Annotated in this window: 11 protein-coding genes and 1 riboswitch; of the genes, 7 read left to right on the top strand and 4 right to left on the bottom strand. The window is 40.1% G+C overall.

Going from position 1 to position 13,119, the window contains the following annotated elements:
• Positions 1-3 precede the first annotated feature (3 nt).
• The 6 genes from ACHABU_RS06165 (at position 4) to ACHABU_RS06140 (ending at position 6,553) form a co-directional block, all read left to right on the top strand.
• On the top strand, positions 4-960 hold the full coding sequence (locus tag ACHABU_RS06165; protein WP_435763391.1) for an L-carnitine dehydrogenase: 957 nt from the start codon (positions 4-6) through the stop codon (positions 958-960).
• 14 nt (positions 961-974) lie between these two features.
• Entirely contained in the window at positions 975-1,445 is a 471-nt protein-coding gene (locus ACHABU_RS06160) for a thioesterase family protein (protein WP_435763389.1), read from the top strand.
• A gap of 40 nt (positions 1,446-1,485) precedes the next feature.
• Entirely contained in the window at positions 1,486-2,682 is a 1,197-nt protein-coding gene (locus ACHABU_RS06155; RefSeq protein ID WP_435763386.1) for a quaternary amine ABC transporter ATP-binding protein, read from the top strand.
• Entirely contained in the window at positions 2,679-3,509 is an 831-nt protein-coding gene (locus tag ACHABU_RS06150) for an ABC transporter permease (RefSeq protein ID WP_435763383.1), read from the top strand. The genes ACHABU_RS06155 and ACHABU_RS06150 overlap by 4 nt, the downstream gene beginning before the upstream one ends.
• 17 nt (positions 3,510-3,526) lie before the next feature.
• Positions 3,527-4,411, top strand: a complete 885-nt coding sequence (locus tag ACHABU_RS06145) for a glycine betaine ABC transporter substrate-binding protein (protein WP_435763381.1) — start codon at positions 3,527-3,529, stop codon at positions 4,409-4,411.
• 426 nt (positions 4,412-4,837) lie between these two features.
• Positions 4,838-6,553 carry a CocE/NonD family hydrolase gene (locus ACHABU_RS06140; protein ID WP_435763379.1) on the top strand — a complete coding sequence of 572 codons (1,716 nt, stop codon included), beginning with the start codon at positions 4,838-4,840 and terminating at the stop codon, positions 6,551-6,553.
• A 337-nt stretch (positions 6,554-6,890) separates the two neighbouring features.
• Here the strand turns inward: ACHABU_RS06140 and ACHABU_RS06135 are convergent, their stop codons facing one another.
• The 4 genes from ACHABU_RS06135 to ACHABU_RS06120 are packed head-to-tail and all read right to left on the bottom strand — an operon-like array spanning position 6,891 to position 10,458.
• Positions 6,891-7,631, bottom strand: a complete 741-nt coding sequence (locus tag ACHABU_RS06135) for an energy-coupling factor transporter transmembrane component T family protein (RefSeq protein ID WP_435763376.1) — start codon at positions 7,629-7,631, stop codon at positions 6,891-6,893.
• The gene (locus tag ACHABU_RS06130; RefSeq protein WP_435763374.1) at positions 7,612-9,276 is read right to left on the bottom strand and encodes an ABC transporter ATP-binding protein; all 1,665 of its coding nucleotides are present in this window, start codon (positions 9,274-9,276) and stop codon (positions 7,612-7,614) included. The genes ACHABU_RS06135 and ACHABU_RS06130 overlap by 20 nt, the downstream gene beginning before the upstream one ends.
• The gene (locus ACHABU_RS06125; RefSeq protein ID WP_435763372.1) at positions 9,273-9,851 is read right to left on the bottom strand and encodes an ECF transporter S component; all 579 of its coding nucleotides are present in this window, start codon (positions 9,849-9,851) and stop codon (positions 9,273-9,275) included. The genes ACHABU_RS06130 and ACHABU_RS06125 overlap by 4 nt, the downstream gene beginning before the upstream one ends.
• Complete coding sequence (locus ACHABU_RS06120) at positions 9,844-10,458, bottom strand: YkoF family thiamine/hydroxymethylpyrimidine-binding protein (protein ID WP_435763369.1); 615 nt, start codon at positions 10,456-10,458, stop codon at positions 9,844-9,846. Before ACHABU_RS06120 ends, ACHABU_RS06125 begins: the two co-directional genes overlap by 8 nt.
• Positions 10,459-10,561: 103 nt before the next feature.
• A riboswitch (TPP riboswitch) is annotated at positions 10,562-10,669 on the bottom strand.
• A gap of 310 nt (positions 10,670-10,979) precedes the next feature.
• Here ACHABU_RS06120 and ACHABU_RS06115 point away from each other — a divergent pair.
• Positions 10,980-12,971, top strand: coding sequence for a S8 family serine peptidase (locus tag ACHABU_RS06115; protein WP_435763367.1), 1,992 nt, complete (start codon positions 10,980-10,982; stop codon positions 12,969-12,971).
• Positions 12,972-13,119 lie beyond the last annotated feature (148 nt).

The following is a 13,119-nucleotide window of genomic DNA, read 5'->3' as shown; positions in this document are numbered from 1 at the left end:
TTGATGAATAAGGAAATAAAAAACATTGCCGTTATTGGTACAGGAGTTATCGGTAACGGGTGGATAGCACGTTTTATAGCAAAAGGCTACAACGTAACAGCGTTTGATCTTGCAGAAGGTGCCGAAGAGCGTACAAGAGCAATGTTAGACAGAGTTTGGCCTTCTTTAAAGGAACTTGGTATCAGTGAAGGTGCTTCACAAGATAACTTGTCCTTTGTAGCGACATTGGAAGAAGCTGTTGCAACTGCCGATTACGTTCAAGAAAACGTACCGGAAAGAGAAGATTTGAAAAAAAACGTGCTACAGTCCATTGATGCAAATACACGTCCAGATGTCATTATTGGCTCGAGTACTTCTGGAATTATGCCAAGCACATTGCAAGATGGATTGAAAAATCCGGAGCGCCTGATTGTGGCACATCCTTTTAATCCGGTTTATATTCTTCCATTGGTTGAAATTGTTGGAGGAGAGAAAACAAGCAAAGAAACGATTGAAAGAGCAGATGCATTGTTAACGGCTATCGCAATGAAACCACTGATTGTAAGAAAAGAAATTGAGGGTCATATAGCAGATCGCCTAATGGAAGCACTTTGGCGCGAAGCACTTCACCTCGTTAATGATGGGATTGCGACGACAGAAGAAGTTGATAAAGCAATTATTTATGGTGCAGGACTCCGCTGGGCACAAATGGGGCCATTTATGACATTCCACCTTGCTGGAGGAGATGCAGGAATGCGTCATATGCTGGAACAATTCGGCCCGGCATTAAAATTACCATGGACGAAACTGGTGGCACCGGAATTAACAGATGAATTGAAAGAAAGAGTTATTACTGGTTCTGAAAAAAGTGCAGGCGACCTGTCAGTTGCCGAACTCGAAGAAAAACGAAACGAATTTTTAGTGAAACAATTGGAATTAGTAGCAGATTACTGGCCGGTGTTTAATAATAAATCAGAATAGATGGGGGGATAATCATGAATAATACATTTTTTAACTATTCATGCCATGTTTCATCCGAATGGGTCGATTATAACGGCCATATGAATGATGCCGAATATGCGAAGGTTTTCAGTCTTGCTTTGGACAAATGGATAGAAGAAATTGGTCTAGATGCAAAGGCAAGGGAACAATATGACTATACGATCTTCACATTGGAAACCCATCTTTGCTACTTACAAGAAGCACATGAAAAAGAAAAACTCACGGTAAATCTCCAACTCTTGGATATAGATGCCAAAAGAGTCCATGCAATTTTTCTGATGAATAATCAGAATGGGCAATTGATTGCAACGAGCGAGCAAATGTTGATGGGGATGGATACAACGATTAATCGTCCAGCTGCATTTCCAGAAACCGTAAATGAAAAAATTAGTGCGTTATTTAAGCATCATGAAAAAGCAGAGCGTCCCAAACAAGCGGGACGAACAATTGGAATAAAACGATAGGTCGTGTTTTGATAACAGGAAAAAAGAGGGGATATGAAGCATGAATAAGATTGAAGTGAAAAATCTAACGAAAATTTTTGGTTCCCATCCTCAACAAGGTCTTAAACGACTGAATAATGGAGAAACCAAAGAAGAAATTCTTAAAAAAACAGGAATGACAGTAGGGGTTAACCAAGCAAATTTTGCGGTTAAACCGGGAGAGATTTTTGTTATTATGGGACTTTCCGGAAGTGGGAAATCCACGTTAATTCGTTTGGTTAATCGATTAATTGATTCTACCAGTGGAGAAGTTTATATCGATGGGGAAGATATCACGAAAATGGATAAAAATAAATTAATTGATACAAGGCGTAAAAAGTTAGCCATGGTGTTTCAAAAATTTGGTTTATTACCCCATCGTACCATTTTAAATAATGTAGGCTATGGTCTTGAGTTGCAAGGAGTTAAAAAGGAAGAGCGTGAGAAACGTGCGAATAAAACCATTGAAGATGTTGGGTTAAAAGGCTATGAACATAGCTATCCTAGTCAGTTAAGTGGTGGAATGCAGCAGCGTGTTGGTCTTGCAAGGGCATTAACGAATAATAGTGATATTCTTCTGATGGATGAAGCGTTCAGTGCACTTGATCCAATCATCCGTAAAGAAATGCAGGATGAATTAATACAACTGCAAAGTAAATTGAAAAAAACCGTTCTTTTCATTACACATGATTTGGATGAAGCATTAAAGCTTGGTGACCGTATTGCGATTATGAAGGACGGAAAAATTGTCCAAATCGGGACGTCTGAAGAGATCCTTGAAAATCCAGCAAATGATTATGTTTCCAACTTTGTTAAAGATGTAGACCGTTCCAAGGTTCTAAATGCTAGTGTTGTAATGAAAAAGCCGGAAGTTCTCGTTACCTACAAGGATGGTGTACGTGTAGCGGTAAGAAAAATGGAGGAAGCTGGCGCATCCAGTATCTTCGTAGTGGATAAAGAAAAGAACTTTAAAGGCCTGCTTACAATTGATGATGCAATCAAGGCATACAAAGATGGTGTATCGATGGAAGATGTGTTGGTTGATAATGTACCAGTAACAGCTCCTGATACATTATTGAATGATCTTGTTGGAATAGCAGCGGAAGCCAAATATCCAATAGCAGTAGTAGAAGAAGGAAAATTACGAGGTATTGTCTCCCGTGTATCAATCCTTTCTGGTCTTGTGCTTGGTAAGGAAAAAGAGGAGGATACAGAATGAATTATTTCGATTTCCCACTCGAGGATCTAACAAATGATTTTGTGAATAATTGGTTTCTACCAAACTTCAGTGGTTTTTTTGATCAAATCAGTATATTTCTCAGTTCATTTATTGAATCTGTTACAAATGTTTTAATTGTTACGCCAGCTGAAGTAATTGCGCTTATATTTGTTTTACTAGCCTGGTGGATAGCCGGAAAAGGTGTTGCGATTTTTGCAATTATTGGCTTCTTATTTATCGGATCGATTGATTTATGGGAAGAGTCCATGCAGACACTTGCGATTGTGATTGTCTCAACTGTTATATCCGTCCTATTTGGGGTACCGGTTGGAATTTTAAGTGCATCTAGTAAAGTTGTCGATCGAATCGTTCGGCCGATTCTTGACTTTATGCAGACATTACCGATTTTTGTCTATTTAATACCTTCCATTTTACTATTTGGTTTGGGAGGGGTGCCAGCAGTTATTGCGACATTTGTATTTGCTGCGCCACCAGCAGTAAGAATGACTAGTCTTGGAATTAAACAAGTGCCTGAAGAAGTTGTTGAAGCATCTAGAGCATTCGGTTCCACACCAAAACAGTTATTGCTTAAGGTTCAACTACCACTCGCAATGCCGACGATTATGGCTGGTGTTAACCAGACGATTATGCTGGCATTATCCATGGCGGTTGTTGCATCCATGATTGGAGCACCAGGACTTGGTTCTACCGTATTAACTGGTATTTCGCAGGTTAATGTTGGTCTTGGATTAACTGGTGGACTAGCGATTGTTGTCTTGGCAATTGTATTGGACCGAGTTACACAAGGAATTACAAATAAATTATAAAAAGAGGAGTTTTAATTATGCGTAAGAAACTATTACTTTTAACCGCTTTGCTAACGATTCTTATTTTGGCAGCATGTGGTGGAAATGATGATGAAACAACAGATGAAGCAACTGAAGGAGAATCTGCCGATAAACCAATCCTTACATTTGGTGTTACGCCATGGACAAGTACAGTTCCACCAACAGAAATAGCAAGTATTATCTTGCAGGATATGGGATATCAAGTAGAACAAACGCAAGCAGATGCAGGAAATGTTTATATTGGGCTTTCCCGTGGGGATCTCAATATCTTTATGGATGCATGGCTTCCGGTTCATGAAGTGTATTTAGATAAATACAGTGAGAACATCGAAAGTGTTGCTGTCAGTTATGATGATGCAAATGCTGGATGGGTTGTACCAACGTATATGGAAGACATTAATTCTATAGAGGATATAAAAGGTAAGGAAGATTTGTTTATGAATGAAATGTACTCTATTGAAGAAGGTGCAAGTGCCGTAGGGTTAATTGATGAAGTGATTGAGGATTATGAACTGGATATTACTCAGGTTAACTCTTCAGAGGGAGCTATGATTGCACAGGCAATGCGTAAAATGCAGAATGAAGATCCAGTAATTTTCTATGGCTGGCGTCCACATACCATGTTTAATAAGTTTGATATCAAATTATTGGAAGAAGATCGAGGTTTCTTCAATAGTGCGTCTGTTGAAGTGATCGCGAATTCAAACTTAAAAGAAGAAGCTCCCGAAGCTTACGAGTTTCTCCAAAATTGGAGCATCCCAATTGACGATGTGGAAGAAATGATCATACAAATTGAAGAAGAAGAGCGTGAACCTTCTGAAGTAGCACAGGAATGGATTGATAATAATCAGGATAAAGTGAATGAAATGCTTGGAAAGTAATTCATTAAAATGCAGACATGCTGTTGCTTTAAGAGCTTCAGCATGTTTGTTTACATAGTTTAAAAAGGCTCTTTTCATAAGTTTTGTTACTTTTTTAGCTTTATAGATGATATAAACTGCGACATAACTGCTAAGTTGATTTCCGCTACGGACCGTTGCTTTCCGTGGGCACGGCCTCAGCCTCCTCGAGAAAACCACTCTGCTGGGTCTTCGGACACGTGCTGTTCCTGTTGTGTCAACGGTCCTCCGCTCCAATCAACTGCCATAATAGTGGAAATTCATGTTTTAACCAATAAAGTGATCACTATCGTTCCATTATTGGACATCACATTTCCGTAGCGGTATATTACGTCGCAGTTTATATCTTTTGCGTCAAAGACAACTAACTTTTAGAAAACAGCTTTAAAAAAAGAGAGGGGTAGAAATATGAATGAATCTAAAAACGATCAAATTATCGTAGATCGTGAAGTTGCATGTACATTACGTGATGGAACAAAGCTATATGCCAATATTTATCGTCCGAGTGATGAAGGGGAATATCCGGTCTTGCTTACAAGACTTCCTTACGATAAAAACCTTCCTAATTTCTCGCATCGTTATATTGATCCGATTCGGATGGCGATGAGTGGTTATGTGGTTATCATTCAGGATGTGCGGGGTAGATTTGCTTCTGAAGGTGAATTTAAACCATATGTACAGGAGCTTGAAGATGGCTATGATACGGTAGAATGGGCGGCAGCACTTCCCTTTGCAAATGGTAAAGTCGGCATGTTCGGATTGTCTTATTATGCATTTACACAATTATTCGCATTACTTGAGCAACCACCATCTTTAAAAGCACTATTCCCAGCTATGACAGGCTATATTTTTGGTGAAGGATTTAAACAGAACGGTGTATTTAATTTAGCCTCCTTACAGACATGGGTATTGGATTCTGTAGCAGCTGATTATTTAAAACGCAAACAGTCATCACAGCAATATGCAAATACCATACAGGAAATTACGAATGATTTGGATAACATTGATGAATGGCATGCGTTTAAACCCGCAAACGAATGGCCACCAATGACAAAGCATCCGCAACTGATGGACTTTTTCAAAAAACATTTGTATCAGGAATTTCCACAAGAAGCACGTGAAAAAGCTAGCTTTAAAGGGGATCCAAGTGAACTAGGTGTCCCAGCCTATCATCTTGCAGGTTGGTATGATAACTTTTTAGGTGACACGATTCGTAATTTTGAAGCATTGAAAGGATCAAATTCTAATCAGAAATTGATCATTGGACCATGGGGACATGGCATGCTGAATTCAGAACTTGGCGAACGTAGTTTTGGGTTGCATAGTGCAGGTACGTCAATTGAGGGGAAAGATGACATAACAGGCCTACATATTAAATGGTTTGATTATTGGTTAAAAGAAGATCAGAAAACACTTCCCGATAACGAAGATCCTGTGAAGATTTTTACGATGGGTGAAAATAAATGGCGTACCGAAAAAACATGGCCATTGGAACAAACTGTCTATACACCATATTACTTACATGAATCTGGCTCTCTTTCTGAAGTTAAACCAGGTATAGAAGTACACGATTCTTATGTACATGATCCAAGTAATCCTGTCCCAACACATGGTGGAGGTGTTTTATTCTACAACGGCAGAGGTGCAGGTCCGTATGATCAGCGCGAGATTGAAAAACGGGATGATGTACTAACATTCACCTCAAAAGCCTTGGAAGCTCCTGTGGAAATAACAGGCTGGATAAAGATGAAACTGTGGGCTGCATATGATGCCGAAGATACAGATTTCGTCGTGAAATTAATTGACGTTCTCCCTGATGGAACTGCCTATAACCTGACTGATGGCGTAATACGTGCAAAATATCGCGACGGCAATAACGAAGAAGATCATTCAATGGATGGAATTGTCCCGCTGGACGTAGATATGTGGGCGACAAGTAACGTATTTTTAGCTGGACATTCTATCCGGATAGAGATCTCATCAAGCAGTTACCCACGTTTCGATGTGAATCCAGGAACAGGGGAAACAATCATTGATTCAACGGAAATGGTGGAGTCTAATCAACAAATTTATCACGATCAACACCACCCTTCCCATGTAGTATTACCGATCATACCAAGATAGGGGTGCCTGTCACTCCCCGGCTTTTGTCGGAAATGGAAGCATGGGGACGGTTCTCTTGCTTCCAAATACATTAATAAACGCCAACACTATCTGCATACAGATAGTGTTGGCGTTTGTTTTGTTAGTACTAACAATTATTAGCGGGACGACTGGGTCTTGGTAATAAGGATAAGCAATCGTGGGTGTGTCTTGAGCAATCGAAGCCATGGCCCGAGTCTCCCCAAAACCAGAATAAACGATCGCCACCCTTGCCCGAGCGCTCGAAACACCCACCACTCCCAATGTTGCTTAGCACGTTAAACCCAAATGGAAGCAAGAGAACCGTCCCCGTGCTTCCTTAAGAGACTAGTAGAGCGGTGAAAAAGCCGACGAGCATGATGAGTGGGAAGAGCCAGTCTGTTTTTTTAATTGTAAATTGGCGGTAGAAGGTTCTATTTTTATCACCTGTGAATCCTTTTGATTCCATTGCCATTGCTGTTCTTTCTGCTTTTCGGATGGCACTTGCAAGCAATGGGATGGAATAGCGTTTATAGTTGTTCCACTTTTCCTTTATTGTTTTAGCCTGATTCACTCCACGTACGCGATGTGCATCATGGATGATCTTTATTTCGTCACGCATCATCGGTAAGAATCGGTAACCAGCCAGGACAGCATAGGCGATTTTTGGCGGTAATCTTAGTTGCTGCATCATGCTCAAGATAAAATGGACAATATTTGTTGTGAAAATAAACATGAGTGATAATGCTGCAACATTCAATACCCTAATGGAAAGCGCAAGTGCAGTCAACACCGATTCCCGTGGATATTCCATGCCGAGCAATACAATGATTTCATCCTGATTTTTCGGTGTATCTGCAAAAATGACGGACGTCCATAGCATTCCAAAAGCAAAAATAAGAAAGGGAAGAAAATACAGCGTATATTTTTTCCAATCTACTTTTCCAAAAATAAATGTAATCGAAACAGTCCAAATCAAAAATAGCACTGGTGTTATTGGTTCAAAAATAAATGCTAGCAACACAACAAGCATCATAATTGTCAATGCTTTTATACTTGGATTAAGACGTTGTAGAAACATAATAAGCTTCCTTTTCATAAATATTTTGAATCTGGACAGGTACGGGAAGTTCGAGTTTCCATTCCTTTAGTTTATCAGGAGCCATTTTCCATAACCTGTCCGGCAGGCAATCGGCAGCAACACTTCCGTCGTTCATCACGATCACTCTTGTTGCATACTGATCAACGATTTCCATATCATGGGTAATCATTACAATGGTTGATCCTAATTGATGACGTTGCTGTAATAGGTGCATCAGCTCAGCATTTGAATGTGCATCCTGTCCGAATGTAGGCTCATCGAGGAGTAGGAAGGATTGGTCGTCAACAATCATCGTCGCAACACTCAGGCGGCGCTTTTGTCCCTGGCTTATGGAGAATGGATGTTCATTTTTTAGTTCAAGCAGTCCACAGGTTTTCAAGATCAAGTGAACTTTTTCCTTGATTGTTTCAGCAGGTTCATTTTTTATTTTTAAACTAAATGCAACCTCATCAAAGACCGTGTTCGTAATAAATTGATGCTCCGGGTTTTGAAAAACATAACCAATCTCCTGCCGTAATAGGGATTCCTTCCATTCATTTAAGGCTTTTCCTTTTACCAGAATACTTCCAGAAGCAGGCTTTTGAATGCCGGCCAGTATCCGGGAGAGGGAAGTTTTTCCACTGCCATTTGCTCCAACAATGGCGACAAACTCCCCCTTGTAAAAGGGTAGTGAAACGTCCTTTACGATGTCCTTTTTATTGGCAGACCAGAAAATAGCGTGAGTTTCCAAAATGGGAGTATTGGACCCAGGGAAATCAAGTTTTGCAGCTTCCGATTCGATGTGCCCCCATCTTGAAGGATGCTCGGAAAATTCTTCGACAGTAAGTGGAAGGTCCGTCAGTTCCGGTTTGTTTTTCAAAAGATATTGTGTCACATTCGGCAGCCAGATTCCTTGTTCTGTCAATTGCAGGCGATTATTTTTGATTGCATTTCGTAAAGAGCCATCATAAAAAATTTCTCCGTCTCGATTTAATAGAAGGCATCGTTCCGCTAAATCTGTCCAGCCATCCAGCTTATGTTCAATGATGATCAGTCCAAATGGGATTTTCTCCTTTAATATTTTGATTGTTTGAATTAAGTCTTTTGTTGCGATTGGATCTAGGTTGGCTGTTGGTTCATCCAAAATAAGCAATGATGGCTCGAGTGCAAGGATGCATGATAGCGCAAGCTTTTGCTTTTGCCCGCCGGATAGGGAGGCTATGGTAGATTCTTTAAAATCGAGCATATGAACAAGTGCGAGAGATTGATCGATTTTAGCCTCCATTTCTTCATAGGAAACACCGATATTTTCGAGTCCAAAAGCTACTTCATCTTCTACAGTTAGCATACAGAACTGTGTTTCCGGATCCTGGAACACGACGCCAACTTGCTTGCTTAGTTCACCAGGCTTGTAATCAGACGTTTTTTTCCCATCGATAAAAATATTACCATGCATCTCCCCATCCAATTCACGTGGGAAAAGTCCGTTTAAACAGGAAGTTAACGTGCTTTTTCCGCAACCACTTGGGCCGAGTAACAAGACACTTTCTCCTTGCCCCAATTTAAAATTTAAATTGGATAAAATATCTTTTTGATTCGTTTCAAATCGTAAGCTGAGATCATGCACTTCGACAAAAGGTTTCATGCTGCATTCTTCTTTCGATATTCTTTTCCTAAAGCGAAACTTGAAAGGACACCAGTTTGTGCTAGTCCATCACTCAATGCTTTACCAAGCAGTCCAGCGATTAATGCCCCACTGATCATACGTATGATCAACATAGCGGTCACATATCCAGGGGCGAGTGCAGCATACCCACTCATGAAATACCCATAGACAAAGCTAGTTACAGCGGATCCAACCCCAGCAGCCATTAATACCCATGTTGAATAATTTTTCCAACGGGTTGCAGCAAACACTGCTTCCGCGCCAATCCCTTGAACCATCCCTGTTACAATAAGCATTGGGCCAATAGCGTTTCCAATTAATACTTCGATCATCGCGGCAATGGTTTCTGATAGAAATGCCGCACCGGGTTTTCGGATAATATAGGCGACAATAATGGATACGATGAACCAAATACCAAAGATGAAATCATAGCCAATTGGTCCGAAAAATCCAAAGAGTACCGCACCAACAGGCAAAAATGCTAAGTAAACAACCCCAAAAACGACAGATAAAGCAGCCATGACAACAATTTCCTTAAATCTCCAATTAGCCATTTTTCGCATCTCCTTTGTGTGATGGACTATTGGCTGAGATAGAGACGGTCATGACGGTATGACTCGACCCACCTTCCACAGTTGCTTGAAAAACTTGCTCCAGTCCATCGAATATGGCAACTGCCTCTCCATCCAGACGTGTTGAATAATGTGCAGGGGATACGGACACATGTTTTTTCATTGCATCGATTTGCGCATAGATGACATCCATATAATCACCGCCGCCAAGGGGGTAAAGTGAAAATTTAGATGCAACCGATTGTTTGATATCTTTTACAAGATTGGAATTTAGAGGTGTTTCATCCTCGGCCATGTATGCCTCACCTTGCGAGTCTCCGGGGCATCCGAGGGAGTAAGTTGCCTGAAATGCCACGTGCTCACCCGTTTTTGCTGCATGAAGAAAAACCGCTTTTGTGACATCGAATACGTGTACAAGTTTTCCTCTTACAGTTGTTGTGACGTCATCCGTTTGCAGATGTACCTTTGACGTGTCAACCTCTTTGAGTGCTCCCTTAATAATCGCAATGAATGCATCACTCATTGGGTGAATAGAAAAACTTGCTCCGGCGATATCGCTCTTTGTACATGCCTGATTTTGATTAGTCATAGCTAAATTCCTCCTGTTTTATCATTTTTTCCATTAAAAAAACTGCATCCCACTTTAGGGAATGCAGTCTTATTGTATTTATCATCATAAAAAATATTGATATACACGGTCGACCGCACTTCCCCACGCTAGTATTATCTAGTTCGGGTGCAAAGGGTCAGAACAAAACAGTTCTTCTCAGCCGTTTAAAACAGCTCCCCTAGCGCTAACAGTTATGCAATTTTCTAAATACAAACGTAACACGTTATAGGAATGTTGTAAAGGTGAGAAACGTAAATAAGAAACTCGAAATATTTAGAAGCTGAAGTAGACCGAACAGTGCCTGTCACTCCCCGATTTCTGTCGAATAATATTTTGATAGCTGAAGCGAGTAGTTCTTTATTATTACTTCGACATATTATGACAAAAACCGGGGAGTGACAGGCACCAATTTGTATCTTTTTCCAAAAATAATGCAGACAAAAATCGACATAACTGATAAAATTTAGAGAGAAGATAGATAGAGAGGGAGATTAAAAGAATTGTCTAAACCAAAGTTATGTAGTAGGTTCCTTTTATTTGTGATTTTCTTCGTTTTATTTATTCCATTAAACGCCTTTGCAAGTAGTGAGGTTGAGGCAATCATCGGGTATGAAAATGAAGCTGGAAAACAATTAATTATAGAAACAAGCAGTGAAATAGACTATGAATTTACGAATATATCTGCAGTTGCTGTAACGATGAATAGCCGTGATTTAACGGGACTCTATGGAAATTCTAATATCTCATACATAGAGAAAAATACAGCATTCGAATTATCAAATAAAATCCAAACGATTACAGAAGTTACGGAAACGGATATTTTAGAAGAAACGGAACATTGGAATATTTTAACAACCGGTGCAGCATTTGCATGGGAAGAGGGCTTTACCGGCAAAAATGTTAATATTGCAATCATTGATACAGGGATTTCCCCGCATGAGGATTTACTTATTTCGGGTGGCCATTCAACCGTCGATGATACAGGAGAATGGCTGGATGATAATGGGCACGGGATGCATATCGCTGGTATTATCGGCGCAAAGAAAAATGATATTGGTGTAGTTGGTGTTGCGCCAGAAGCTAATCTTTATGCGGTTAAAGCATTGGATAGTAATGGGGAAGGAACACTAACCGATTTACTGGAAGCAATTGAATGGTCCATAAACAATAACATGGACATTATAAATCTTTCGTTAGGTACTGATGAAAGCAGCGAGTCATTGGAGAACATGTTACAAGAAGCCTATGATGCAGGAATTTTAATTGTTGGTGCAAGTGGAAATGACGGAAATAGTGTCGCCCACCCGGCAAAATATGAAAGTGTAATCGGCGTATCTGCTGTAGACGGTCGCTTGAATATCACTGGATTTTCTTCCACGGGCGCAGAGGTGGAATTCTCAGCACCTGGAATCAATATTATTAGCACTTATTTATATGATTCGTATGGGACAAGCAGCGGAACATCACAGGCATCTCCACATGTGACAGGAATGCTCGCAATTCTAAAACAGAAATACCCTGAAATGACGAATTATGAAATTCGCGCAGAACTAGTGAAGCATGTACAGGATTTAGGAGATTCCGGAAGAGATTCCATCTATGGACATGGCTTTATTACGTATAACCCCGATGATCAAATTGCTCCAGGGGAAGTTACCAATCTACAACTGATTGAATCTAGTGCTGATTCTCTTTTGGTAAGTTGGGAGAACCCAGTAGATGAGGACTTTACTGAAGTGAGTGTCTATTTGAATGATTCTTTTTTAACATCTGTTACTCGTGATGAGGAGACAACATATCTTGCTGAAGAATTGGAAGCTGATACGGAATATTCGTTTTCATTTTATACCGAAGATCGATTTGGTAATGTATCTGTAGGGAAGTTCTTTGAAACACGTACAAAGGTAGGAGAACCTGTTTCGAATGAAGAAGAAGCCCCCGATGAAAAAGCAGAAGTAGTTGTTAGTGAGGACAAAACAGATAAAGGAAGAATAGAAAGCGAAGAAGCTGATCTGAATCAGAATACCGCCGAAGAAAAAGAGAATGATCAAGTTGCGGTAGAACCTGGTGAGGAAGATAATGCGGACTTGAATAGGGAAGAAACAGAACAGGCTGGGAATGAGGAGCAAGCTGAAAAGCAATTGGATGAAGGTTCCCAGGGAAATGAAGTAAAAGATGATCCCGAAGAATCTCAATCTCAAAAAGCATCAGCCATCGAAAAAACGGAGGAAAGCAATCGTCAAGATATCGCTTCGGCTGTTGATGCTGACAAAATTAATGCCTCACTAAATTCAGATAAAGAAAACGACAATGGCAGTGAGCCGAAAAAGAATGATACAGAACAAGAAGATGAAGCGATAGCGGATTCGGATGAGGATTTAGCTCCAGATGAAAAAGAGGATGAAAGTAAAAATATTTTTGTACGTTTTTTTGAATATATTGGAAACCTATTTATCACTATCTTTGACTGGATCATTGGACTATTTACTTAAAAATAGAAGCCCCAGCGCAGTGCCTGTCACTCCCCGAAATATGTCGAATGAGAATAAAATGCTGCTAGGTTAAGTATTTACTAGTAAACACGTAACCTAGCAGCATTTATCTATAGATTGATATTCGACATATTATGACAAAAACCGG

Origin of the sequence: Oceanobacillus sp. CF4.6 (assembly GCF_051262635.1) — a bacterium.
In the GTDB taxonomy this organism is placed as follows: Bacteria; Bacillota; Bacilli; order Bacillales; family Amphibacillaceae; genus Oceanobacillus.
The sequence above is the reverse complement of the archived record's forward strand: the minus strand, read 5'-3'. Positions and strand labels throughout refer to the sequence as shown.

Excerpts from the sequence above, each read along its gene's own strand:
- ACHABU_RS06165 (WP_435763391.1), top strand. The coding sequence starts at position 4 with ATGAATAAGGAAATAAAAAACATTGCCGTTATTGGTACAGGAGTTATC.
- ACHABU_RS06160 (WP_435763389.1), top strand. The coding sequence starts at position 975 with ATGAATAATACATTTTTTAACTATTCATGCCATGTTTCATCCGAATGG.
- ACHABU_RS06155 (WP_435763386.1), top strand. The coding sequence starts at position 1,486 with ATGAATAAGATTGAAGTGAAAAATCTAACGAAAATTTTTGGTTCCCAT.
- ACHABU_RS06150 (WP_435763383.1), top strand. The coding sequence starts at position 2,679 with ATGAATTATTTCGATTTCCCACTCGAGGATCTAACAAATGATTTTGTG.
- ACHABU_RS06145 (WP_435763381.1), top strand. The coding sequence starts at position 3,527 with ATGCGTAAGAAACTATTACTTTTAACCGCTTTGCTAACGATTCTTATT.
- ACHABU_RS06140 (WP_435763379.1), top strand. The coding sequence starts at position 4,838 with ATGAATGAATCTAAAAACGATCAAATTATCGTAGATCGTGAAGTTGCA.
- ACHABU_RS06135 (WP_435763376.1), bottom strand. The coding sequence starts at position 7,631 with ATGTTTCTACAACGTCTTAATCCAAGTATAAAAGCATTGACAATTATG.
- ACHABU_RS06130 (WP_435763374.1), bottom strand. The coding sequence starts at position 9,276 with ATGAAACCTTTTGTCGAAGTGCATGATCTCAGCTTACGATTTGAAACG.
- ACHABU_RS06125 (WP_435763372.1), bottom strand. The coding sequence starts at position 9,851 with ATGGCTAATTGGAGATTTAAGGAAATTGTTGTCATGGCTGCTTTATCT.
- ACHABU_RS06120 (WP_435763369.1), bottom strand. The coding sequence starts at position 10,458 with ATGACTAATCAAAATCAGGCATGTACAAAGAGCGATATCGCCGGAGCA.